We start from the raw sequence: 24265 nt of genomic DNA on the forward strand, positions 1-24265 counted from the left end.
TAACCTGTCCCCCGCAACCCGCCGTTCAGACCTTTCGAACGAACATCCGAACGCGGATCACCCGCGAAATTCCTCGCAAAAATGGGTTGCCGAGCCGTGACGGGCACGATATACTCCCGGGCTTCGGTGCCGCCGGGCGGACCGAGGAACCAACCGAGCCAAGGGAGATGCGCGTGAAGAGCATCGTGTGCGTAAAGCGCGTCCCGGACACCGAGGCGCGCGTCCGCGTTGCGGCCGACGGAACGTCCGTGGAGGCGGCCGGGGCAAAGTTCATCCTGAATCCCTACGACGAGTTCGCCGTCGAGGCCGCGCTCAAGCACAAGGAAGCGGCCGGCGCCGGTGACGTGACGGTCGTGAGCGTGGGCGACAGTTCCAGCGCCGAGACGCTGCGCACGGCGCTGGCCATGGGCGCCGACGCGGGCGTGCTGCTCAAGACGGACGGCAAGCCCGAGGGGCTGGCCGTGGCGCGCGTGCTGGCCGACGAGCTCAAGGGCCGCGAGTTCGACCTGCTGCTCTTCGGGATGAAGGCCATCGACGACGACCTGCAGGCCGTGGGGCCCATGACGGCCGAGCTGCTGGGCCTTCCGGCGGCCACCGCCGTCACGGAGTTCTCGGTGGAGGGCGGCAAGGTCACGGCGCACCGCGAGATCGAGGGCGGCCACGAGGTGGTGGAGCTCAAGACGCCGTGCGCGCTGACGCTCACCAAGGGTGCCTACGAGCCGCGCTACGCGTCGCTCAAGGGGATCATGGCGGCCAAGAAGAAGCCGCTGGAGGAAAAGGCGGTGTCCGCCGGCGACGCGGGGATCACGGTGCGCAAGCTCAGCGCCCCCGCCGAGCGTCAGGCCGGCCGCATCGTGGGCGAGGGCCCCGACGCCGTGCCCGCGCTGCTCAAGCTGCTGCGCGAAGAGGCGAAGGTCATCTGAACGGCAGGGAATAGGGAACAGGGAATAGGGAATAGCGGGCAACGGCAACGGCGCGACAACGCCGGCCCACCCGCGGTTCCATCTAGCTATTCCCTATTCCCTATTACCTATTCCCTACAATCACAGGCCTGAGAGGAAATCCGACCATGCCAGGCATTTTCGCGTTCGCGGAGACGCGCGACGGCGAGATCCGCAAGGGGGCCCACGAGACGGTGACCGCCGCCCGCCAGCTGGCCGACGCCCTGGGCACCGAGGTGCACGCCGTCGTCCTGGGCGGCACGGGTGCGGGCGCCGCCGCGGGCGAGCTGGGCCGCTACGGCGCCGACAAGGTGTTCGTGGGCGAGGCCGACGCCTTCGGCAAGTACTCCGCCGAGGGCTTCACGACGGTGATCGTGAACTTCATCAAGGAGCACGGCTGCGACGCCGCGCTCTTCCCGGCGTCGTCGCTGGGCAAGGACCTGGCGCCGCGCGTGGCCGCCCGCCTGGGCGTGGGCTACGCCAGCGACTGCACGGGGCTGGAGGTGCAGGGCGGCACGGTGGTCGCCACCCGGCCGGAGTTCTCCGGCAAGCTCATCGCGCAGGTGGCGCCCACGGGCACGCCGGCCGTGATCTCGCTGCGCCCCAACGTCTTTACCCCCACCGAGAACGCCAAGGCGGGCGAGGTGCAGACGCTGGACGTGTCGGTGAACGAGGCGGACTTCGGCGCCATCGTGCGCGAGATCAAGGCGAGCGCCGCGGCCAAGCTGGACGTGGGCGAGGCCCCCATCATCGTGGCCGGCGGCCGCGGCCTGGGCAGCCCCGAGAACTTCAAGCTCATCGAGGACCTGGCCGACGCGTTCGGCGGGCGCTGCGCCGTGGGCGCCTCGCGCGCCGTGGTGGACGCCGGCTGGCGCCCGCACAGCGAGCAGGTGGGGCAGACGGGCAAGACGGTGGCCCCCACGCTGTACATCGCCGTGGGCATCTCGGGCGCCATCCAGCACCTGGCCGGCATGCGCACGTCGCGCTACATCGTAGCCATCAACAAGGACCCCGAGGCGCCCATCTTCAAGCTGGCCGACTACGGCATCGTGGGCGACCTGCACCAGATCCTGCCGCGCATGACGGAAGAAGTGCGCAAGATGATGGCCTGATCCGCCATCGCCGGGATCTGCTTTCGGCTGGGTGGGGCGGTGTGGATGGGGGAGGGGCGCGGGCTTCGGCTCGCGCCCCTTCGTTCGTGCGGGATGAGCTGCGGTACAGGGGACAGGGAAACAAGGGCAGGATGCCCGTTGAAGTTTATTCCCTCTCCCGCGCAGTTTGCGGGAGAGGGTGCGAGCCTGAGCGAGCGGGTGAGGGCCTGCGGTTGACACAAGTGCAAGCAAGACGATAGTTTTACGCGTTCCGCGCGCGCCGGGAGACGGCGTGCGCGCCGCTTTTCATTCCGTCAGCCCGGGGCGGCCGGCACGCGCCCCTTCCTCCAGAGCTCGCCGAGGACCTTCGCATGGCATCGTCGTCGTCCACCGTCGCCCGTTCCCGCGCGTCGCACGCGCTGCATCCCGACGACGCCATGGCCCTGCGCGCCGCGGCGCTGTCCGCGTGGGCCAGGCGCAACGCCCGCATGATCATCGCCATCTCGGTGGTGGCCATTGTGGTGGTGGGCGGCCTGCTGGTGTGGAAGGCCACGCAGGCGCGCCGCAACGCCGCCGCCGCCGAGGCGCTGCTGGCCCTGCGCGCCAACCCGGCCATCGCCACGGCGGCGGGCGCGGCGCAGCTGGACAACTTCATCAAGAACCACGACGGCACGGTGGAGGCCGACGAGGCCCGCCTGATGCGCGCAGAGACGCAGCTGAACGCGGGCAACCCGCGTCCGGCCATCGCCTCGCTCAACGAGCTGGCCAACAGCCGCTCGCCCCTGGCGGCCCAGGCGGCCATGATGCTGGGCAGCGCGCACGCGCAGATGGGCGACCGCAACGCGGCCATCAAGGCGTACGAGCTGGCGGCCGACAAGGGCGAGCTGCGCTACCAGAAGTTCGAGGCGCTGGGCCAGGCCGCCCTGCAGTACGAGCTGGCCGGCAACTACAAGGGCGCCGCCGAGGCGTACCGCAAGGTGCTGGCGGAGACGGAGCCGCTCTCGCAGCAGGCGGCCGTCGTGGAGATGCGCATCACGGAGGCGCTGGCCCGCGCCGGCACCGCGCCCCGCTAAGGCCCGGGCCCCGGGCCCGCCGTGTTCGTGCCGGTTTCGCACCTCGCCCCCATGCTGGGGCTTATCGAGATCCCGTTCCCCCGGATCGACCCCGTGGCCCTGGACCTTCCGGGGCCGCTGGCCATCCGGTGGTACGGGATCGCGTTCATGCTGGCCTTTACGGCCGGCTTTCTGCTGCTGCGGCGCATGGCCCGCCGCGGCTTTCTCCCCATGCAGCCGGACCACGCCGGCGACCTGATCTTCGCCCTGATCGTGGGCGTGATCGTGGGCGGACGGCTGGGCTACATCTTCTTCTACGACTTCGCGGCCTTTGCCGCCAACCCGGCGCGGATCATCCGCATCTGGGAGGGCGGCCTGGCCTTTCACGGCGGCCTGATCGGCGCGACGGCCGCCGGCGCGTGGTGGGCGCGCAAGCACGGCGTGCCCTTTCTGCGGCTGGGCGACGGGCTGTGCATCGCCGTCACGCCGGGAATCTTCCTGGTGCGCATGGCCAACTTCATCAACGGCGAGCTCTTTGGCCGGGTGACGACGGACGCCGTGCCGTGGGCCATGCGCTTTCCCACGGACCCCACGGCGCTCCGGCTCACGGGCGCCAACCAGGGCCGCGGCCTGCGCGAGCGCGAGATCCTGATCGAGCGGGCGTACGAGAGCGGCCTGTGGGACCAGGTGCGCGGCCAGGTGCCCCTGCGGCATCCCTCGCAGCTGTACGAGGGGCTGACGGAGGGCGTGCTGCTGGGGCTGCTGCTGTGGGCGCTGTACGCGTGGAACCGCAGGCGGGGCCGCGACCTGGCGCCGGGGACGTACGGCGGCGTGTTCATGCTGGGGTACGGCATCCTGCGCAGCCTGATGGAGCTGTTTCGCCAGCCGGACGCCCAGTTCACGGACGCCGGCGACCCTGTCGGCACCGTGCTGGGCCCGCTGACCATGGGGCAGACGCTGAGCCTTGCGATGATCGCCGTCGGCATCTTCCTCATCCTTCGGGGACTGCGCCGCGGCAGCGTCCCCGCAGGCGAGCCTCTCCCGCCCGAGCCGAAGCCCGCCGCGCGCTGATCCTACGCTTCGCCCGCTGATCCGCGGCTTCGCCCGCAAGCGTCATCCTGAGGGAGCGCCCGCGCACATCCCGAAGGCGCACAGCACTTTGGGCGCGACCGAAGGATCTTGTGTGCGAAACCCGGGGACGGGCGATCGTGCACGAGGGCAGCGGCCGAGCTTCGCGGGCAAGATCCTTCGTCGCCGCCATGGATCACGCTCGGACGGGATCGCGCGGCGGCTCCTCAGGATGACGCAGCTCGCGGAGGCGGGCTTCCGACACCTCCAAGGACCCGCGGATGGGCACCTCGCCCGCGCGCCGGTGTAGGGCCTGACGGACCTCAACCTCGCACGACCCGATGGGCGCCGGACACAACCACCACGGACACTCGCACGGACATGGCCATTCCCACGCGGCCGGCGCCAACCGCCGCCGGCTGAAGTGGACGCTGGCGCTGGCCGCCGCGTACATGGTCACGGAGTTCGTGGGCGGCTTCCTGGCCAACTCCCTGGCCCTGCTGGCCGACGCCGGCCACATGCTGAGCGACGTGGGCGCGCTGGCCCTGGCGCTGTTTGCCATGTGGATGGCGCAAAAGCCGGCCACGCCGCGCCGCACCTTCGGCTGGCTGCGCACGGAGATCCTGGCCGCCCTGTTCAACGCCGCCACGCTCATCGCCATCTCGCTCGTCATCTTCGTGGAGGCGTACGAGCGGTTCCGCGCGCCGGAGCCGGTCGCGGGGATGACGGTGATGCTCATCGCCGCCGGCGGGCTGGCCGTGAACGTGGCGGGACTGTTCGTTCTGCACGGCGGCAAGGACGAGAGCCTGAACATCCGCGGCGCGTGGCTGCACATGCTGACGGACGCGCTGGGCAGCGTGGGCGCCATCCTGGGCGGCCTGGCGGTGTGGTGGTTCGGCTGGACGTGGGCGGACCCGGCCGTCTCCGTGGCCATCTCGCTGCTGGTGCTGTACTCGTCGTGGCACCTGCTGCGCGAGAGCGTGAACGTGCTGCTGGAAGGCACGCCGGGGCACATCGACCTCGTGGCCGTGCGCGGGGCGATGATGGAGGTGGAGGGCGTGGAGGAGGTGCACGACCTGCACGTGTGGACCATCACGAGCGGGATGGAGGCCATGAGCGGCCACGTGGTGGTGGGCGACCGCGTGGAGCGCCGCGCGTCGGGCGAGATCCTGGCGGACCTGCACTGCATGCTGCACGACCGATTTGGCCTGCACCACCTGACCATCCAGATCGAGCCGCGCGGCTTTGAGGAGCACGCCTGCGCCACCCTCGCCGCCGCGGAGCACGAGGCCAAGGCCGCGCGGTAAGTGGACGGATTCGGATTCGGCGGATGAACATCGGCCGCTCGCCCCAGGTCGGGGCGGGCGGCCGGTTTGCGTTCGGCGAATACGGTTCGTCCCTTCGTCCCGGGGACGAATGGCGCGGGTGCTAATGGAATCGTATTCGCCGCTCCCTTGATCGGCATCCGGGGCGGACGCATTCCTTGGATGCCTTCCCCGATCGCGATCCGGCGATCGGCATCATCGCATCTCCCCCGGACCGAGAGGCTGCCATGAAGCTCACGCTGCGCATTGAAGACCTGACCGTCGCCTCGTTTCAGCCCGCGCCCGCGCCGGCCGGACGCCGCGGCACCGTCCGCGCCAACGCGTCCGATCCCAACACGTGCTACCCGGTGATCTGCTACTCCGGCGAGTGGACGTGCCTGGATACCTGCCAGGACACGTGCGGGCTGTCGTGCAACGGCACCTGCGTCCCCGCGTACTGCACGGGCGACGAGGGCTGACGGGGCGCGAGGTCGTCCCCCAGCCGGAGCGAATGAATTCGCCGCTGGAAAGGCACGAAGTCCGCCTGCGCGGACTGCCCGAGCACGGGCGGCGCCATGTACACCGGGGCAGCCTTCGATGGCTCGAAGGCTGCCCCGGGTGCACAGAGACGGTGTGCGGCAGGAGCCGTCGGCGCAGGCCGACATCACGTCGTCATAGCCGCGAATTCATTCGCCGTGGCTGGGGCGCCGCGAATACCGATTCAGATCCGCAGGCCATCATTCGCCGCGGCTGGGGCCGCGCCGCCCGCTGCAGATCCGCAACCGGCATTCAACCGCCGGGACGGGGGCCGACTACCGTCCGCTGCCCTCTACCGCGCTGGGTCTTCAGCCGTTCATCTGCCTCTGCTCGGTGCTTTTGCCTCTGGCCCGGTGCTTCTGCTTTTGCCCTGTGCCTTCTTCCCTCGGCTTCTGCCTCTGCCCTCTGCTTCTATTCCTATCCCTGATCCGCATCCACCGCCAACCGCCCTCCTCAGGGGAGGGGCAGGGGGAGGCTGTCGCGGATGAGGAGCAGGATAGCGTTGTGGGGGACGATCTGGTACTTGCTGCCGTCGATCTCCACCTCCACGGCCGGGGCCTTGAGAAAGATGGCCACGTCGCCCTTTTGCGCCTGCAGGGGCACGTACCGCAGCTCCATGCGCGTGCGGCCGGACCAGGGCTCGCCCTCGGACGCGGCCTCGCCCAGGGGATAGCCAGGACCCGTGTTGACCACCGTGCCCGTCATCACCTCGTCCTTTTGCTGCACGCCCTGCGGCAGGTACAGCCCCGAGGCCGTCTTCTGGTTCTCCTCCTCGGGCTTGATGAGGACCTTGTCCCCGATCAGGATCACTTCGCGGCTCATCGTCTATCCGTCTGGTGCGTCTGGTGCGTTTGGGTTGATGCCGAACGATAACGGATTCGCCCCGTTCGCGCATCCGCCCCGCCCGTCCACGTCCACCCTTCGGAACGGCCGCTGCCCCGCGCGGTGGAACCCGGCTTGCAGCCGCGCGGCCACGGCTTTCGGGCAGGGGCGCGATGGGCTAAACTGTCGCCCGGCCGGCGCCCCGACGCACCGGTGACGGGGGTACGTGACGGGTGGGCGGCGGGGCGCCCGGATATCTCTTCGCCAGGACAGGAGACCGTTGATGAGCAACAGCTTCGGCGCACGCTCCACGTTGAGCGTGGGCGGCCGCGAGTACCGCATCTTTCGCCTGGACGCGCTGAACCGCGAGGGGGTGGACGTCGCCCGCCTGCCGTACAGCCTTCGCATCCTATTGGAGAACCTGCTGCGCCTGGAGGACGGCGTCACGGTCACCCGCGACGACATCCTCGCCCTGGCCCGGTGGGATCCCGCCAGCCCGCCCGACCGCGAGATCGCCTACACGCCCGCGCGCGTGGTGCTGCAGGACTTTACGGGCGTGCCCTGCGTCGTCGACCTTGCGGCCATGCGCGACGCCATGGCCGAGCTGGGCGGCGACCCGGGCAAGATCAACCCGCTGCAGCCGGTGGAGCTGGTGATCGACCACTCCATCCAGGTGGACGCCTTTGGCACGGCCGAGGCGTTCGAGCAGAACGTGGAGCTGGACTACCAGCGCAACGCCGAGCGCTACGCGTTCCTGCGCTGGGGCCAGCAGGCGTTCCAGAACTTCCAGGTGGTGCCGCCCAACACGGGCATCGTGCACCAGGTGAACCTGGAGTACCTGTCGCGCGTCGTCTTTTCCACGGACGAGAACCCCAACCTGGCGCGCGACGAGGGGATGCCGCTGGCGTACCCCGATACCTGCGTGGGCACGGACAGCCACACGCCCATGGTGAACGGCCTGGGCATCCTGGCCTGGGGCGTGGGCGGCATCGAGGCCGAGGCGGCCATGCTGGGCCAGCCGATCTCGATGCTCATCCCCGAGGTCATCGGCTTCCGGCTGGAGGGCGAGCTGCCGGAGGGCGCCACGGCCACGGACCTGGTGCTCACGGTGACGGAGATGCTGCGCAAGAAGGGCGTCGTGGGCAAGTTCGTGGAGTTCTACGGCCCCGGCATCGCCTCGCTGGCCCTGGCGGACCGCGCCACCATCGGCAACATGTCGCCGGAGTACGGCGCCACGTGCGCCATCTTTCCGCCGGACCAGGTGACGCTGGACTACCTGCGCTTCACGGGGCGGCCGGAGGAGCGCATCGCGCTGGTGGAGGCCTACATGAAGGAGCAGGGCCTCTTCCACTCGGCCGACAGCCCCGAGCCGGTCTTCACGGACACGCTCACGCTGGACCTGAACACGGTGCAGCCCAGCGTGGCCGGCCCGCGCCGTCCGCAGGACCGCATCAACCTGTCGGACGTGAAGAAGGCGTTCGCGCAGGCCCTGCCGTCGCTCATCCCGTCCGGCGGGGCGGCCAAGGCGGGGGTGAAGGACGCGGCGGCCATCGGCCTGGAGCACAAGGCCGACGGCGACGCGGGCGTGTGGGGCGAGGGCTCGGGCGCGGCCGACGCGTCGCAGGCGGCCGCCGAGGCGTCGCCGCAGAGCGTGGAGGAGGGCATTGACCACGGCTCCGTCGTCATCGCGGCCATCACCAGCTGCACCAACACCAGCAACCCGTCGGTGATGATGGCGGCCGGCCTGCTCGCGAAGAAGGCGCGCGAGCACGGGCTGAGCCGCAAGCCGTGGGTCAAGACGTCGCTGGCGCCGGGCAGCAAGGTGGTGACGGAGTACTACGAGAAGAGCGGCACGCTGCCGTACCTGGAGGCGCTGGGCTTCAACGTGGTGGGCTACGGCTGCACCACGTGCATCGGCAACTCGGGGCCGCTGCCGGAGGAGATCAGCAAGGAGATCCAGGACCGCGGCCTCGTTGCCTGCTCGGTGCTCTCGGGCAACCGCAACTTCGAGGGGCGCATCAACTCCGACGTGCGGGCCAACTTCCTCATGTCGCCGCCGCTCGTGGTGGCCTACGCCATCGCCGGGCGCATCGACTGGGACCCGTACAACGAGCCCATCGGGGAGGACGCTGAGGGCCGGTCGGTGTTCCTGAAGGACATCTGGCCCACCAACCTGGAAGTGGCGTCGGCCGTGCAGGCGTCCATCGATAGCGCCATGTACGCCCGCAGCTACGGCGCCGTGTTCGAGGGCGACGACCGCTGGAAGAGCATGCCCGTTCCCGCGGGCGACCGCTTCGAGTGGGCGGATGACAGCACGTACGTACGCCAGCCGCCGTACTTCGAGAACATGGGCCGCCAGGCGCCGGAGTCGGTGACGGACATCACGGCGGCGCGGGCCGTGGCCGTGCTGGGCGACAGCGTGACGACGGACCACATCAGCCCCGCGGGCAGCATCAAGAAGGACTCGCCGGCCGGCAAGTACCTGGTGCAGCACGGGGTGGATCCCAAGGACTTCAACTCGTACGGCGCCCGCCGCGGCAACCACGAGGTGATGATCCGGGGCACGTTCGCCAACGTGCGCATCCGCAACCAGCTGGCGCCGGGGACGGAAGGCGGCTTTACGACGTACTTCCCCCAGGACGAGATCACGACCATCTACGACGCCGCCATGCGCTACCAGCAGGACGGCACGCCGCTGATGGTGCTGGCCGGCAAGGAGTACGGCAGCGGCTCGTCGCGCGACTGGGCGGCCAAGGGCCCGTACCTGCAGGGCATCAAGGCCGTGATCGCGGAGAGCTACGAGCGCATCCACCGCAGCAACCTGGTGGGGATGGGCATCCTGCCCCTGCAGTTCATGCCGGGCGAGAACGTGGAGTCGCTGGGGCTGTCCGGCCGCGAGACGTTCGACGTCGTGGGCGTGACGGAGGTGATCGGCAGCAACCTCAAGACGCGCGAGGTCACCGTCCGCGCCGCGGGCGAGGATGGCGCGACGAAGGAGTTCCGCGCCCACGTGCGCATCGACACGCCGCAGGAGGTGCTGTACTACCGCCACGGCGGCATCCTGCAGTACGTGCTGCGGCAGCTGCTCAACGGCCGCGAGACGCCCGAGGCGGTGGAGTCGGCCGCCCCCGCGCCCGTTACGCACCGCGTGACGGACGACGAGTCCAAGGTGGCCGAGGGCTCGCAGGAGAGCTTCCCCGCGAGCGATCCGCCGGCGTACTGAACGGCAAGTGCGAGAGTGCGAAAGTGCGAGAGTGCGAAAGTGGCGCTCTCGCACTTTCGGCGTTCGGGGATTGCAGCAGAGGCCCATGCTGGGCTCATGCTGCGTGCGGCCCTCGATCAGGGAATGCAGTCCGCCGGGTAGCAGGACAGGTTGCAGGTGTTTACGTACGCCGTACCGGGACAGGTGCCGGTGGGCGGCGGGCAGCAGCCCGTGTTCGCGGTGGGGTTGCAGCAGTACGTGGGGCCAATGCACACCGGGTTCGTCGGGCCGGTGGCGCCGCAGCAGTAGGTGGGCCCGATGCAGGTGCCCGCCGTGGCGCCCCCGTCCGGAGGACAGCCGTCGGTGGGCGGGATGCGGACGTCCGGCGTCACCGCCCATCCACGCACCGTCCCGCCTTCCGCGGAGACGGGCGCGGTCGCGAACGAATCGACCTGGAGATCATCGACCTTCAGCTTCAGCTTGCGCATGGCGGAGCCCCTTTCGAAGGGAGGATGGGGAAGGGAGGCGGTCCAGCCGCCGCGCGTCGGACCGCCCACGAAGAAGGTCGTCCGATCCGGACCGCGGGTCAATCTTCCTGCACAGCCGCCCACGCCTGTTTTCGCGCACGCCCGCTCCCCTGCGGGCGGAGGAAAGGAGGCTCACGCGGGAGCCACGGGACCGACGGGTGGGGCTTCCCGCCGACTCCGCGGACCTCGCATGGGGATTCAGCTCCGCGATGTCAGGACGCGGCGCATCGGCACGCGGGGGAGCGCGGGCGGGCGGCGGTCCCAGCGCACGCGCAGGTAGATGGCCAGCAGGGCCAGCGCCACGAGCACCGGGGTCCAGAGGAGTGCCGCGGCGGGGGACCATGCGGCGTCATCGTCCAGCACGGTCGCAAAGAGGTGAAGGGGGGACAGGGCGCCCGGGTGAATTCCGAGATTGTGGGCGCGGCTGAGCGACGACATGACGATCATCCACCCCACAATGCTCCAGCCGACGGTATGCCTGCGGATCATCGCCGGGAGCGTGCCCAGGCAGTAGAAGGCCAGGAACGCAACCGGCAGCTGCAGGAGCTCCCACGCGTCGACGGAGGCCCCCCGTGCCCGCTCGCCTGCGATGTGGTCCGCCACCAGCAGCACCGTCCAGAGCTGTAGCCATGCGAGCCCCACCCCCCATTGCAGGACGCGCTGCGCCAGGATGCCCGCCGGTAGCGCCTGCTCCCAGTCCTCGCCACGCCCGCTGCCCCGCGCCAGCAGGGGCCAGAAGAATGCGGCCACCAGGAAGACGAAGCTGCCCACCTGGGAAAATTGTCCCAGCCACGGCCGATCGTAGCGGATGCTGCTCACCAGGGATCCGGCCGTGGTCACGATCGCGAACATGGGCCACAACATCATCCGCGGCGCGTGCGCCATGAACTGCCGCGCCGCCACTTTCAGCACCGACACGGGCCTGCGGGGTAGCGCACGCACGCGCGCATCCGGCGTCGCCCGGGGCGATGCCATCGTCTCGATTCCGGAGAGCCAGGGCAGGCGCGGGCGATTCCGCTCCCTGGCTCCGTACCAGGCGAGCACGCACACGGCGGCGACGGCGGCGGCCAACTCCGCTAGGGCAGCCCCGAGAGTAAGCGACGCCGTGTAGCCCGCGACGACGGGCGGCTGGCCCGGGGGCTGGCTATGCGTGTACCAGCCGGTCTGCGTCCCCACCCGACCGGCCACCTGTACGACCGTCACCACCACGACCGTCCCCAGCAGCACGGGACCCAGCCCCTGCCCGCGGCCCCGCAGCACGGCGAGGCTCCCGAACCCGTAGTAGGCCAGCCCCCGGATGACGAGCGCGGCCGCGTAGCCAAAAGGCAGGGTATCGAGCGCCCGCGGATCCAGGTCCGGGATCACCGTCCAGGCGTGCGCCAGCGCCACCGTCACCAGCACCGCGAGCGCCGCCCCCGCGCCCACGCCGAACCGGATGAGTTCGTACCGCATTGACCCGATGGGCGTCGCCGTATCTAGGCCCCGCGCCGCGCCCGCCCCTCGCCAGTGAAGGAGCGGGAGGATAATCATGATTTGCAGGAGGTTCGCCACGGGCGCCCAGGGAAACGGGTGCTCGGCCCGGGACGGCATCACGGACAGCGCGACGACGGCGGCGGTCAGCAGGACGAGCCCGCGTGAGGCCAGCAGCGCCCTCGCCTCCGCCGCGGCCACGCGCAGCGCCGACGCGGGCGCGCGCAGTGCGGGGGCGCTCATGCGGCGCTCCCGGCGCGCAGCAGCGCCAGCGCGGCGTCTTCCAGCGACAGGCGGCCGGCCTCGCGCACGACGGCGCCGGAGGCGGACAGCCGCTCGGCCACGGACCGCTCCTCGCCCCACACCGTCCAGGTGATCTCGCGGCCGGCCTGTGCCCGCACGAGCACGTCGCCATTGAGCCCCGGCGCGCCCGTCCACCCGTCCGGCACCTCCGCGCGGTAGCGGCGAAGGCCGCCGCGCACGGCGTCCACGGGCGCCTGCAGCAGCAGCCGGCCGCCCCGCAGCACGCCCACGTGGTCCGCCAGCCGGTCCGCCTCGTGGACGTGGTGCGTGCTCCACAGCACCGTCGTAGGCGCGTGGGTGATGTGCTCCACCAGGATGGCCGCCAGCTCCTCGCGGGCCAGCGGGTCCAGTCCGTCCGCCGGTTCGTCCAGCAGCAGCACGGGCGGGCGGTGGGCCAGCGCCGTCACCAGGGCCACGGCCCGCGCGCCGCCCTTGGACAGCGCGCGAAACCGCTCGCCCGGCCGCAGCCCCAGCCGGCGGCAGAGTGCGTCGGCGTATCCCCAGTCCCACGCGTCGTAAAAGGCGGCGTGGTGCTTGAGAAGGCCGCGCACGGTGAGCCACCCGTACGCCGTGTCCACCACTTCCGGCACGTAGCCGATCTGCGCCCGCGCCAGCGCCGGCTGCCGGGCCGTGTCGATGCCCAGGACCGTCGCCGTGCCGCGGTCCGCGCGGACCACGTCCAGCAGCAGGCGCATCGCCGTGCTCTTGCCGGCGCCGTTGGGCCCCACGAGCACGTACACGGCGCCGGCGGGCACCTGCAGGTCCAGCCCGTTCAGGGCCGTGGTGGATGGCGGATAATGCTTGAAGACGGCGCGCGTCTCCACGGCCAGCTCCGCGCCGTCCAGGCGGGTGGGAAGGGTGGGGAAGCTCATGACAGCCCTGCGGTTGAAGGGGTGGATGGATGAAGGTCGCCGGCGCGGAGGATGGCCTCGGCCAGCTCGTGGGGCTCGATGCCGTAGCGACGCGCGTCGCGAAGGGCGCGGTCCGCCACGTCGCGCAGCAGCTGGTCGCGCTCGCCGGCGCCCGGCTCGGCGACGAAGGTGCCCTGCCCGCGGCGCGTGTAGATGATCCCCGCCCGCTCCAGCTCGCGGTACGCCTGCTGGACGGTGTTGGGGTTGATGCGCAGCTCCGCCGCGAGCGCGCGCACGGACGGCAGTGGGGCCTGGGGCGCCAGCGTGCCCAGGACGAGGCCGCGCCGCACCTCGTCCACGATCTGCTGGTACAGCGGCCGCTCGTCGGCGGGATCGAGGTTGATCAGCACAGGTGTATGATCCGTGTTGGTGTACTAGGCACACCAGTACACTAGAAGCGGAGACAAGGACTGTCAAGGAAGTGCGTGAGTGCGTTCGTGCGTGAGTGCGGGAGTGGATTGGAGAGCAGGGTGAGCATCGAGACGAGAGGCGGCGATCCAGCCTGAGCGGGTAAACCCGCCGCTGGGACAGCCATAAGCCCTGTCTCGCGCCGACGCGCTCTGCGAACAGGGCTTCAACCGCACACGGGGGCCATCACCCGATGGGAGGCGTGCTCCACGGCAGGGAGGGTGCGGTGCAGTCCGCGCAGGCGGACTTCGTGCCTTTCCAGCGGCGAATTCATTCGCTCCTGGTGCGCGGACTCCGCCCGTCGTTCTCCCCCCTCGCCCGCCCGGTGATCCACTTCCGCACTCACGCACTCACGCACTTTCGCACTTTCGCACTTTCGCACTCCTCGCAGTATGTTCCTGCGCATGCGCGCCGAGGACCCCGCCGACCGCCCCCCGCGACACGCCGAAGCCGGCCCGGTGCACCTGGGGCCGGGGCCGGAGTTCGACCTCATCCGCCGCTTCCTGGCAGGCAGCGCGGCGGACGGCGCGCGGGCCGACGTACGCGTGGGCCCCGGCGACGACTGCGCCGTCGTCGCCGGCAACGGCATCGCCCTCTCCACCGACATGAGCGTGGAGGGCGTGCACTTTCGCCGCGACTGGCTGGCACCCCGCGAGATCGGCTGGCGCGCGGCGGCGGCCGCCCTCAGCGACCTGGCCGCCGTGGCCGCGCGGCCCATCGGGATCCTGGTCTCCCTCGCCGCGCCGGCGGCCGACACGGGCGACTTTGCCGTCCAGGTGATGGAGGGATGCCGCGAGGCCGCCGAGCACGCGGGCGGCATTCTCCTGGGGGGCGACCTCACCCGCTCGCCGGGGCCGATGGTGATCGACGTCACCGTCGTGGGCGAGGCGCCGCGGCCCGTGCTGCGCTCCGGCGCCCGCCACGGCGACGAGGTGTGGGTCACGGGCGAGCTGGGCGGATCGGCGGCGTGCATCGAGGCGCTGCTGGCGGGCAAGGCCCCCGCCGCCGAGGCCCGCGAGCGCTTTGCCCGGCCCATCCCCCGCGTGCGCGAGGCGCAGTGGCTGCTGGGCCGCGGCCTGCTGAACGCGGCCGTGGACCTGTCCGACGGGCTCGCGGGCGACGCCTGCCACATCGCGGCCGCCAGCGGCGTGGCCGTGCTGCTGGTGCCGGAGCTCCTCCCCGTGCACCCGGCGGCCCGGCGGCGCGCGCGGGGGCAGATGCTGCGGCTGGCCCTGGGCGGCGGCGAGGACTACGAGCTGTGCTTCACGGCCCCCGTGGGCGCGGTGGAGCCCCACGCGGCGGCGTTCCGGCGCACGTTCGGCATCCGGCTGTCGTGCGTGGGGCGCCTGGGCGGGGGCGACGGCGTGTGGTTCGTGGACGCGGAGGGACGGCGCACGTCCCCCGGCATCAGCGGCTGGCAACACTTTGGAGGCGACACGTGATCCTGGGCGTGCTGCGGGCCCTCTGGATGATCTTCTGGATCTTCTGGGGGACGCTCGCCATCGGCGGGGCGGCCATCGTCATGGCCCTGTTCGGCATCCGCGGGCCGGTGTACGTGCGCATGACGCGCCGCTGGGCGCAGGTGGCGCTGTGGTCCAGCGGCTCCAACGCCGTGCTGCACGGACTGGAGAACGTCACGCCCGGACAGCCGTTCATCCTGGTGGCCAACCACGTCTCATGGTTCGACATCTTCGCCATCGCCGCCAGGCTGCCCGTGGACTACCACTTCGTCGCCAAGAAGGAGCTGGAGAAGATCCCGGTGTTCGGGCTGGCGTGGCGGGTGGCGGGGCACATCTCCATCGACCGCACCAACCGGGAGAGCGCCGCGCGCTCCCTGCGCAAGGCGGGCGAGCAGATGCGCCAGCAAAAGAGCGTCGTCGTCATCTTTGCCGAGGGCACGCGCTCGCGGACGGGGCGGCTGCTGCCGTTCAAGAAGGGCGCGTTCGTCCTCGCGGCCGAGACGGGGATCCCCATCATCCCCACCATCGTCACGGGGAGCTTCGACATCATGCGGCCGGACACCTTCGTGGTGCGCCCGGCCACCATCCACGTCTACTTCGAGCCGGCCGTCCCCGCGCAGGGCGTGTCGGTGGACGCGCTGATGACCCGCACCCGCGACGTCTTCGTGCAGCGCCTGGGCGAGACGGACTCCCTGCCGCCCCTGGACCCCGCGCCCGCCCTGCCGGACCCCACGGCGACCGCACGCGGTGAAGGTTCCGCCTGACGCTACAACGCGAGGCGAAGGAACATTATTTTCACTTCCGCGGAATTTCATTTTCCCGTCTCGCCTCCTCTCGCGCCCCCGTACGTGCCCGACGCAGTCATCCGTAGAATCCGCGATCAGGTGCTGCGCACGGGCGCGGCCGTGGCGTGGGCGCAGTGGAGCGCGCTCGCGACCATCGCCGTGCCCGCCGGTCCGCGCGCCCGTTCCCTGGTCGATCCCGAGGCCCTGCTGCTGCTGTCCCTGGCTCTGCGCGGCCGCGAGCGGCGCCTGGACGACGTGGTGATGGGATGGGTGCGCGCCGCGTCGCCCCTGCTGAGCGTGCAGCGGACGCTCGCGCTCGTGGAGTCGTTCCCCGCCGCCACGCGCGAGGGGATCGCCGTGGTGGCGCGGGTGGCGGCGCAGGCCGGTGACCGGCGCTGGCGCTCGCACGCGGAGGAACCCGCGGGCGAGGACGCACCGGGCCGGCGCAAGTCCGTGGGCGCGCCGCGCCTGGCGGAGCCGCCCGCGCTCGTGCTGCGGCTGCGGGCGGGCTTTGGCGGGGGGATGCGCGCGGACCTGCTGGCGTTTCTGCTGGCCCTGCGCGGCGCGGAGGCGTCTGTGAGCGCCATGGCGGGAGCGACCGGCTACTCCCTGAGCGCCGTACGGGCGGCGGCGGAGGAGATGGTGCTGGGCGGCTTCGCGCATCGCGTGGACGGGGCCTCGCCGGCGGCGTACTGCGCGGACCACCGCGCGTGGGCCGGCGTGCTGGGGCTGCGTGGCGCGGCGGCCACGCGGGGGCCGGATGTGCCGCCCTGGCGCCATTGGTCCCTGATCTTCGCGTTCCTCGCGGACGTCCTGGCGTGGGCCGACGCGGCGGAGGCCGAAGGCTGGAGCGCGTACGTGGCCAGCAGCCGCGCCCGCGACATGGTGGAGGACCACGCGCGGCCCCTCCGCACGGCCAAGCTGCGCCTTCCCGACCCGCGCGCACCCGGCGGGGCGGCGTTCCTGGAAGACCTGGAGCGGGGGATGGCGCACGTCCACGACTGGTGCCTGGAGCACCTGTGATCCGCTGACCCGGGGCCGCCTATGTCCGAGTCCATCCGCACGCGGGTGCTGCGCTGGGGGTTCAACTGGTTTCCCGCGTACCGGGGAACGGGCGCGCGCATCGACTACATCGCCCGCGACTTCCGCGAGATCCGCATCCGCGTCCCCCTCACCTGGCGCACGCGCAACTACGTGGGCACCCTCTTTGGCGGCAGCATGTTCGGCGCGGTGGACCCCGTGTACATGCTGATGCTCATCCGCACCCTGGGCCCGGGCTACGTGGTCTGGGACAAGGAGGCGTCCATCCGCTTTCGCCGCCCCGGCCGGACGACGCTCTTTGCCCGCTTCGTGCTGGACGACGCCGAGCTGGACGCCATCCGCGACGCGCTCACCCGCGAGGCGTCCGTGGAGCGCGTCTACACGGTGGAGCTGGCCGACGCGGAGGGCACCGTGCACGCCGTCGTCCACAAGACGATCCACGTCCGCCGCGCCCGGCCCCTCCCGTAGCAGGCCGCGTCCGTTATCTTGTCGCTGCGCCGCCCGGGAAGACGTCCGTCCGGGCGCGGCGATCCGCGCGGCGCCCTGGGGGCGTTCTGCCGATGCACGGTGCCGCATTCCGTCCCAACCGCAGGGAGGAAGCACGATGCAGGGGATCCTGGAACGCGTGGTGGATGGGCTGCAGGAACGCTACAACCGGGTGCCGCACGAGGGACGCGCCACGCTGGCGCTCAAGACGGACGACGGGCCGCTGCGATTGTTTGGCCAGGGGGAGCCGGCGGCCACGCTGGTGGTGCGCAACCAGGCGGGGATGCGGGCCCTGGCGTCGATGGACCTGACGGCCGTGGCCGAGGCGTACGTCCGCAACGACCTGGACGTGGAGGGCGACCTGATGCAGGTGCTGCCCCTGCGCACGTCGTTCTCCGACAAGCATCCCCTGCAGTTCCTCATGCGGTTCGTAAAGCCGCTGCTGCGGGGGCAGGTGGCCGCGGACCGCGACGCCGTCCCCGCCCACTACGACCGCAGCGACGACTTCTACCTGTCCTTCCTGGACACGCGGCACCGCTGCTACTCGCACGGCTTCTTCGCGCATCCCGACGAGTCGCTGGAGGACGCCGTCTCGCGCAAGCTGCAGTTCGCGCTGGACTCCGTGGGCGCCAAGCCGGGCGACCGCATCCTGGACATCGGCGGCGGGTGGGGCGCCATGACGGAGTTCGCGGGCCAGCGGGGCATTCACGTCACCTCCATCACCATCAGCGAGGTGTCGCGCAGCTTCATCACGCGGCTCATCGAGAGCCAGAAGCTGCCGTGCGAGGTGCGGATGGAGCACTTCTTCGAGCACGTGCCCGCCCAGCCGTACGACGCCATCGTCAACCTGGGCGTGACGGAGCACCTGCCGGACTACGCCCGCACGCTGGCGCACTACGACCGGCTGCTCAAGGCGGGCGGCAAGGTGTACCTGGACGCCAGCGCCAGCCGCCAGCGGTGGGAGATCAGCACGTTCCTGGAAAAGCACATCTACCGCGGCAACGGCCGGCTGCTGTGCCTGCACGAGTACCTGGAGGCCATCTCCACCTCCGTGTTCGAGGCGGAGATGGTGATCAACGACCGGGTGAACTACGGGCTCACGGCGCGGCACTGGGCCTTGAATCTGGAGCGCAACCGCGCCCGGGCCGAGGCGGGCGGGGGCAGCGAGGGCTACCGCCTGTTCAAGCTGTACCTGTGGGGGTGCGTGGACGGCTTCGAGCGCGACCTGGTGCAGGCGTACCACCTGGTGCTGAGCCGGCCGCCCGTGCGGGGCAAGACATACTGAAACCGAAGTACCAAGTGCCTAGTGCCAAGTGCCAAGCAGGAGATTCCGTGAATCCGTTCCTTGGCACTTGGTACTTGGCACTTGGTACTTCTTCTCGCTGGTACGATCCCTGCCCCCGTCGCGCGCCATGCGGATGCGGATCCTGATACCGGCCCTCGTCCTGGCGGCGTGCGGCGGCGGCGCGGACGGCGCGGTCGTGGAGGGCACGTTCGGCCCGGGGCTGGCGGCGGACGGCGTGTGGGTGGTGGAGTCCGAGCGCGGCGAGCGCGCGGACAGCAGCGGCTTTCGCCTGGCGGACCTCACGCCCGGCCCCGTGAGCCTGCGCCTTATACGCGGCGGCGACACGGCGGCCGTGCTCAACGTCTCCGGCCTGCCGGACGGCGCGCGGCTGCGGCTGGAGGGGCTGCGGGTGGACGGCGACACGCGCTACGCCTTTCCACGCTCCATCGAGCTGGACGGCGCCGACGTGGTGACGGTCAACGGCATGCGCCTGGCGCCCGCGGGCCGCATCCCCCGCGAGGTGGACGTGGAAGGCGCCGTGCTGGCCTGGTCGTCGGACATCGGCGCGCTGCTGGTGCGCCCGGCGGACGCGCGCATGCCGGACCTGCGCGTGGTCGTGGGCATGGCCACGGAGGTGGTGGGGACGGACGGCGGCGGCGCGGACGCCGTCAACCTGCGCCCCGGCGATTCCATCCGCGTGGAGGGCCGCGCGGACGAGGGCTACGTCGTCGCCACCCGCATCACCATGCCCGTCCGCATCGGCGGCGCGGCGGCGGATGCGGATTCCGGCGCGGACGGGGACGCGCTCTCGGCCGCGTCGCGCGTGCGGATCGCCAGCCCGCCGCCCCTGCACGGCGACGGGACGGATGGAGGCGGCGGCGGATCCTCATCCACCGCGGCCGCGCCCGCCCCTGCCGTGCCGATCGCGCGCGCGCCGCAGGGGCGCGGCAACGACGACCGGGGCAGGGGCCGAGGACGCGGGGAGGAGCGGGGCAAGGGCCGAGGGCACGACAAGAAGAACCGGGGCTGATCGCGCGACGCGGATCGGCCCCGGTTCCGTTTCGGATGGGTTCGCACCGTATGACGACTAACCCGTGCTGTCATTCTGAGTCATTCGGCGCTGCGCGCACCCTGTGGGATGAAAGCCGCGCCGTACAACCTCCCCCAGGGTTTTTGGGGAAGGTGGGCGAGCTCCGCGAGCCCGGAGGGGGCGCTCGCACGGGGCACGCCTCCACGCACGAGCCTGGCCCTGCTTTCTATTCAGGGAGGCGCCGGCTAGATCCCTCCCGTGCTGGAGGGCGCCGACCGAAGAACCTGGTCGCCGGAGTGCACGGACCCCAGCCCGTGCGCTGGGTTGTTGGCGGACCCAAAGGAGCGGATCACCAGAATCTCCACCACGGACGCTCGGGTGGGCTGACAGGGGCCGGCGGCGTGGAGGCCGGGGCCGGCGGGGCGGGCTCGACCTTCTCCAGCTCGAAGAACGCGTTCTCCGGCTCGTTCTCCAGCGGCACGTATCCCGTTACCACGCCGGCCACGCGCAGCGGCAGGTCGTACAGGTAGTCGACCTTCTCGTTCTCCTCCACGGACCGGCGCTGCTTCTCCATCAGTTCCGCGTGCAGCGCCGCGTACTCCGCCGGGAGCGTGCCTTCCGTGCGCACGTCGAAGGGCTCGCCGGGATCGTCGTCGTGCGCCACGCTCCACACGGTGCGTCCATCCTCGTAGAAGATGGCGCGGCTGCACATCGCCGTATCCGACGCCTCCACGTAGATGGCCTGGCACCCCGCCGAAAGCTCCTGGGCGTGCTTGGTCCACACGCTGTGGCCAAAGAGCAGGAACCATCCCGACCGCATGCGTCCCGCCGAGTTGCCGCGGGTGTCCGGATACCGGGTCGGCTTCCCCTCGCTGAACCCCAGCGCGCGCAGCACCTCCGCCGGCTCCCTGCCGAATACGCCCATGTAGTCGAACGACGCCATGAATCCGCTCCTCCATCGACGTGGATCATTGCCCGCCGGCCCGTCCGGGAGCCATCCAAAGGTGCGACGCGCGTTCGTCCGATGAAAGGGCGACGAAATTTGGGGGAGGAGCATCCGCCGATGCCCCTCCCCCGAACTCCGTCCCGCTCGATCCCCCGCCCGCCGGCTAGTTGTCCGCGACGGGCGAGCGCGCCTCCGTGGTCGTCAGCAGCTGCTCGGAGACGACGTACCACTTGCCGTCGTCGTCGTCCTGCTGAAAGACGTACTCCTGCATGCCCCGTCCCTGCCGCGTGCGGCCGTCCCCGCCAAAGATCCACTCCTTGTCCACGAGCACCCGGGCGCGGTCGTCCGCCAGCCACTGCACCTGGATGGCGCGGATGGCGATGCGCCGGTCGTCGTAGCGGCGCAGGTCGCGCGTGCGGTCGCGGCGCACGCCGGAGCGGGGCAGGCGGCTGGAGTTGTAGTAGTTCACGCGGCTGGCATAGTGGCCCACGTGACGGCTGATGTCGCCCTCCACCCACGCCTTGTTGAGGTCGTGGACGGCCGCCTCGATCGTCGCCTGCGCCTGCGCGCGCGGGTTGGCGGACGCCGCCGCGGTCCCCGCCGGCGTCGCGGGCGCAACGGGCGGCGAAGTCGTCTCCGCGGCGGGCCCGGTGCCGGAGGTCGCGGCGGGCTGGGGGCCGGCCGGTGCCGGGGCGGGCCGATTGGATGCCGCCTCCGCGCCCACGACGCCCTGCAGGCGGACGAACTCCTCGTCCAGGCGCGCCATGGCCGCGCTGTCCCGCCCGATCGTGTCGCCCGGCGCGGTGGCGGCCACGCGCTCCGCCTCGTCGTCCCCGCCGCCGCGGCGCGCCGCCCACACGGCGATGGCCAGCAGCAGCAGGAGCGGCACGGCCCAGATGACCGGCGTCTTCGGCAGCACCGTCCGCCGCGGCGCCGCCGGTGCCATCGGCGCGGGAGGCGCGTCCCGCACCACGTCCACGGGCGGGGCCTCGTGCACGCGCCCCGCCGCGGGGCCGATGACGGGCACGCCCGTCATGGCGCTCACCAGCTCTGTCGCGTCCGGGTCCGGCACGGGCGCGGAGACCACCGCGGCCGCGGAGACGGGGTGGAACGCAGTCGCGTCCTCCTCCCGTGCCGTCGTCAGCGCCTCGACGAAGGCGGCGGCGTCGGGAAAGCGGTCCTCGGGGCGAAAGCGCAGCGCGCGCTCCACGACGGAGCACACGTGCGGCGGCACGGACGTCCACGCGTCCGTCACGGGGAGCGGCACGTGCTGCCCGCCGCGGACGCGCGCGCGGTTCTCCTCGTCGTACGGCCGCTGGCCGGCCAGCATCTCGAAGGCGATGAGCCCCAGCTGGTACACGTCGGACGCGGGCGACAGGGGCTGGCTGGGGTCCAGCTGCTCCGGCGACGCGTACGCCGGCGAGTGCGGCAGCGAGCCGATGGTGGTCAGCTGGTGCTCGGGGTCGTCCTCCATGGGCTTGGCGATGCCGAAGTCCAGGATCTTGACCGCGTCCACGTCCCGGTCCGTGTGGCCCACCAAGAAGACGTTGGCCGGCTTGACGTCGCGGTGCACGATGCCCACGCGGTGACCGGCCGCCACGCCGCGCGCGGCCTCGGTGAGGATGCGCAGCGCCTCGGGGCGGGGCAGGGGGCCGGCGCGGAGCGTTTCCTTGAGGTCGCGCCCCTGCAGCAGCTCCATGACGATGAAGTCCAGCTCCAGCTCCGGGTCCGTCCCGTAGTCAAAGATCTGCACCACGTTGGGGTGCTGGATGCGGGCCGCGCTGGCCGCCTCGCGCCGGAACCGCTCGCGGAAGTTGGGCAGCTGCGTGTCCGACGCGCCGGCCAGGGAGACGACCTTCACGGCCACCTCGCGTCCCAGCGTGCCGTCGCGCCCGCGAAAGACGACGCTCATGCCGCCGCGCGCCACGGCGTCCAGCACCTCGTAGCGGCCCGCGAGCGTGCGGCCCACCATCAGTCCCTCGAAGCCGCGCCTCATCACGACGCCGTCCCTCCCGCCGCCGTGGCGGATTGCGATACGAGCTCGGCCACCTGCCGCAGCGCGCCCAGGTGGTACGCCGCGTGGGCCACGGTGCCCACGATGCCGCCCAGCAGCTCCTCGTCCATCTCTGCCCGCGCGTCGATGAGCTCCAGGAACTGCGCGTACTCGTCGCGAAGCCGCTCGCGCAGCCGCATCCAGCCTTCCTCGTCCACGGTCTGCACGGCCCAGCTGGACGGCCAGTGGGCCTTGGGATCGTCGCCGCGCAGCCAGCGATTGGACACGTCCAGGCTGAAGCGCAGGTGCTCGGCGTGCGCGGCGGCGGTGGACCGGCCGGGCGCGGGCGGCGTGGACGCCTGCGCCGCCGACAGCCCGTCCAGCGTGCCGAACACGCCGCAGTCCGGCGCGTTGTTTACGAAGTTCGTGCTGCGCGGGTCCGCGGGGCCCGCGTAGGCTTCGGCGAGGATGGGCATCACGGCCCGCAGGACCACCTGGCGCGACAGATCGGGCATGGACTTGGGCTGACGGTGATCGTCGAACGGCGAGCCGTCCGGCAGGCGCAAGCGATGTGCCCGGGAGGGGAAGGGCGGAAGTGCGAAAGTGCGAAAGTGCGGAAGTGCGGAAGCAACGGCAGGTACGGAGGTACGGAGGTACGGAGGTACGGAGGTACGGAGGGCAGGGTGAGCATCGAGACGAGAGGCGGCGATCCAGCCTGAGCGGGTAAACCCGCCGCTGGGACAGCCATAAGCCCTGTCTCGCGCCGACGCGCTCTGCGAACAGGCTTCAACCGACAGCAGGTGCCGCCACCGGGCGGGGGGCGTGTTCCACGGCAGGGCGACGGCGGGTGCAGTCCGCGCAGGCGGACATCGTGCCTCTCCAGCGGCGATTCCAATCGCTCGGCGTGAGGACGGCGCTGAGTAGAGGCCCAAACGCCGCCGGGCTCGTGGTCTCGCGGGGGGCTGCCCAGCACGAGCCGTCCACCCCGCACCACGGCTCGTAGAAGCATACACCCTCTCCCGCGCAGTTTGCGGGAGAGGGTGCGAGCGACAGCGAGCGGGTGAGGGCCTTACGGCGTGTGCCCCGCGTGCTCGTCGTGCCCCGAATGGTCCTCGGCCTTGGGCGTCTCGTTCTGCTTGGGCGCCTCGTTCGACTTCGGCTGCTCCGTGCGCGCGCGGTTCGTGGACGACGACGTGCCCTGCGCGCGGCCGCCCGTCGCCTGCGTGCGGCCGGACGACGCGGATCCGTTTCCGGAGGCGCCCGATCCGCTCCGGCCCGACGCGGCGGGCGTGCTCGACGCGCCCGCGCGGCCGGACGACGCGGCGCCGGCCGTGGCGTTGGCGGGATCCTCGGCCACCTTGGTGCCGCTGATGTCGCGGAACTCCACGGGCACGCCCGCGCGTACGTGGCGCGACAGGAACTTCACGTCCCAGTTGGTGAGCCGCACGCAGCCGTTGGACGACGCGTAGCCGATGGTCTGCGGCTCGCTGGTGCCGTGGATGCCGTAGTGCGGCTCCGACAGGTCGATCCACACGGCGCCCACGGCCACGTTGGGACCGGCCGGGATCATGGCATCGGGCTCGTTGTCGGGCACGCCGACGAG

The 24265-nt window shown here is 71.5% G+C and carries 22 protein-coding genes; 13 read left to right on the forward strand and 9 right to left on the reverse strand.

What is annotated here, in order from left to right; genetic code table 11:
* The first annotated feature begins 167 nt into the window (after window positions 1–167).
* From VFZ20_RS13940 to VFZ20_RS13965, 6 genes are all read left to right on the forward strand, one after another.
* The gene (locus VFZ20_RS13940; RefSeq protein WP_349264094.1) at window positions 168–923 is read left to right on the forward strand and encodes an electron transfer flavoprotein subunit beta/FixA family protein; all 756 of its coding nucleotides are present in this window, start codon (window positions 168–170) and stop codon (window positions 921–923) included.
* Between the two features lie 146 nt (window positions 924–1069).
* Complete coding sequence (locus VFZ20_RS13945; protein ID WP_329684506.1) at window positions 1070–2053, forward strand: electron transfer flavoprotein subunit alpha/FixB family protein; 984 nt, start codon at window positions 1070–1072, stop codon at window positions 2051–2053.
* A gap of 350 nt (window positions 2054–2403) precedes the next feature.
* Window positions 2404–3105: a tetratricopeptide repeat protein gene (locus tag VFZ20_RS13950; protein WP_329684507.1), complete on the forward strand. Its 702-nt coding sequence runs from the start codon at window positions 2404–2406 to the stop codon at window positions 3103–3105.
* A gap of 51 nt (window positions 3106–3156) precedes the next feature.
* On the forward strand, window positions 3157–4155 hold the full coding sequence (gene lgt / locus VFZ20_RS13955; protein ID WP_329684508.1) for a prolipoprotein diacylglyceryl transferase: 999 nt from the start codon (window positions 3157–3159) through the stop codon (window positions 4153–4155).
* A gap of 338 nt (window positions 4156–4493) precedes the next feature.
* The gene (locus VFZ20_RS13960) at window positions 4494–5459 is read left to right on the forward strand and encodes a cation diffusion facilitator family transporter (RefSeq protein ID WP_329684509.1); all 966 of its coding nucleotides are present in this window, start codon (window positions 4494–4496) and stop codon (window positions 5457–5459) included.
* Between the two features lie 245 nt (window positions 5460–5704).
* Complete coding sequence (locus VFZ20_RS13965) at window positions 5705–5935, forward strand: hypothetical protein (RefSeq protein WP_329684510.1); 231 nt, start codon at window positions 5705–5707, stop codon at window positions 5933–5935.
* Between the two features lie 511 nt (window positions 5936–6446).
* On the opposite strand, the gene VFZ20_RS13970 is transcribed toward VFZ20_RS13965, so the two are convergent.
* Window positions 6447–6815 (reverse strand): co-chaperone GroES family protein, encoded by a 369-nt coding sequence (locus VFZ20_RS13970; protein ID WP_329684511.1) that lies wholly within the window; start codon window positions 6813–6815, stop codon window positions 6447–6449.
* A 283-nt stretch (window positions 6816–7098) separates the two neighbouring features.
* On the opposite strand from VFZ20_RS13970, the gene acnA reads away from it, so the two are divergent.
* On the forward strand, window positions 7099–10038 hold the full coding sequence (gene acnA / locus VFZ20_RS13975) for an aconitate hydratase AcnA (RefSeq protein ID WP_329684512.1): 2940 nt from the start codon (window positions 7099–7101) through the stop codon (window positions 10036–10038).
* Between the two features lie 116 nt (window positions 10039–10154).
* On the opposite strand, the gene VFZ20_RS13980 is transcribed toward acnA, so the two are convergent.
* The 4 genes from VFZ20_RS13980 to VFZ20_RS13995 all read right to left on the reverse strand — a co-directional run bounded on the left by VFZ20_RS13980 (window position 10155) and on the right by VFZ20_RS13995 (window position 13578).
* Window positions 10155–10505 carry a hypothetical protein gene (locus tag VFZ20_RS13980; protein ID WP_329684513.1) on the reverse strand — a complete coding sequence of 117 codons (351 nt, stop codon included), beginning with the start codon at window positions 10503–10505 and terminating at the stop codon, window positions 10155–10157.
* 237 nt (window positions 10506–10742) lie between these two features.
* Window positions 10743–12257 carry a hypothetical protein gene (locus VFZ20_RS13985; RefSeq protein ID WP_329684514.1) on the reverse strand — a complete coding sequence of 505 codons (1515 nt, stop codon included), beginning with the start codon at window positions 12255–12257 and terminating at the stop codon, window positions 10743–10745.
* Window positions 12254–13189: an ABC transporter ATP-binding protein gene (locus tag VFZ20_RS13990; RefSeq protein WP_329684515.1), complete on the reverse strand. Its 936-nt coding sequence runs from the start codon at window positions 13187–13189 to the stop codon at window positions 12254–12256. The genes VFZ20_RS13985 and VFZ20_RS13990 overlap by 4 nt, the downstream gene beginning before the upstream one ends.
* A complete protein-coding gene (locus VFZ20_RS13995) occupies window positions 13186–13578 on the reverse strand; it encodes a GntR family transcriptional regulator (RefSeq protein WP_329684516.1) in 393 nt (130 codons plus the stop codon). Before VFZ20_RS13995 ends, VFZ20_RS13990 begins: the two co-directional genes overlap by 4 nt.
* 450 nt (window positions 13579–14028) lie before the next feature.
* Here VFZ20_RS13995 and thiL point away from each other — a divergent pair, with 450 nt between their 5' ends.
* The 6 genes from thiL to VFZ20_RS14025 all read left to right on the forward strand — a co-directional run bounded on the left by thiL (window position 14029) and on the right by VFZ20_RS14025 (window position 19723).
* Window positions 14029–15078 (forward strand): thiamine-phosphate kinase, encoded by a 1050-nt coding sequence (gene thiL, locus VFZ20_RS14000; RefSeq protein ID WP_329684517.1) that lies wholly within the window; start codon window positions 14029–14031, stop codon window positions 15076–15078.
* Window positions 15075–15860, forward strand: coding sequence for a lysophospholipid acyltransferase family protein (locus VFZ20_RS14005; RefSeq protein ID WP_329684518.1), 786 nt, complete (start codon window positions 15075–15077; stop codon window positions 15858–15860). Before thiL ends, VFZ20_RS14005 begins: the two co-directional genes overlap by 4 nt.
* A gap of 84 nt (window positions 15861–15944) precedes the next feature.
* Window positions 15945–16904, forward strand: coding sequence for a hypothetical protein (locus VFZ20_RS14010; protein ID WP_329684519.1), 960 nt, complete (start codon window positions 15945–15947; stop codon window positions 16902–16904).
* A gap of 21 nt (window positions 16905–16925) precedes the next feature.
* Window positions 16926–17390, forward strand: a complete 465-nt coding sequence (locus tag VFZ20_RS14015) for a DUF4442 domain-containing protein (RefSeq protein WP_329684520.1) — start codon at window positions 16926–16928, stop codon at window positions 17388–17390.
* Between the two features lie 136 nt (window positions 17391–17526).
* Window positions 17527–18693 (forward strand): class I SAM-dependent methyltransferase, encoded by a 1167-nt coding sequence (locus tag VFZ20_RS14020; RefSeq protein WP_329684521.1) that lies wholly within the window; start codon window positions 17527–17529, stop codon window positions 18691–18693.
* Between the two features lie 133 nt (window positions 18694–18826).
* Window positions 18827–19723, forward strand: coding sequence for a hypothetical protein (locus VFZ20_RS14025; protein ID WP_329684522.1), 897 nt, complete (start codon window positions 18827–18829; stop codon window positions 19721–19723).
* Window positions 19724–20072: 349 nt separating this feature from the next.
* Here the strand turns inward: VFZ20_RS14025 and VFZ20_RS14030 are convergent, their stop codons facing one another.
* From VFZ20_RS14030 to VFZ20_RS14045, 4 genes are all read right to left on the reverse strand, one after another.
* Window positions 20073–20666 (reverse strand): hypothetical protein, encoded by a 594-nt coding sequence (locus VFZ20_RS14030; protein ID WP_329684523.1) that lies wholly within the window; start codon window positions 20664–20666, stop codon window positions 20073–20075.
* A 166-nt stretch (window positions 20667–20832) separates the two neighbouring features.
* Window positions 20833–22665, reverse strand: coding sequence for a serine/threonine-protein kinase (locus tag VFZ20_RS14035; RefSeq protein ID WP_329684526.1), 1833 nt, complete (start codon window positions 22663–22665; stop codon window positions 20833–20835).
* Window positions 22665–23177 (reverse strand): DinB family protein, encoded by a 513-nt coding sequence (locus VFZ20_RS14040; protein WP_329684524.1) that lies wholly within the window; start codon window positions 23175–23177, stop codon window positions 22665–22667. Before VFZ20_RS14040 ends, VFZ20_RS14035 begins: the two co-directional genes overlap by 1 nt.
* A gap of 554 nt (window positions 23178–23731) precedes the next feature.
* Window positions 23732–24265 (reverse strand): L,D-transpeptidase (locus VFZ20_RS14045; protein WP_329684525.1); only part of this gene is annotated, 534 nt, incomplete at its 5' end.

The sequence above is a fragment of the Longimicrobium sp. genome, assembly GCF_036280135.1.
Classification (GTDB): Bacteria; Gemmatimonadota; Gemmatimonadetes; order Longimicrobiales; family Longimicrobiaceae; genus Longimicrobium.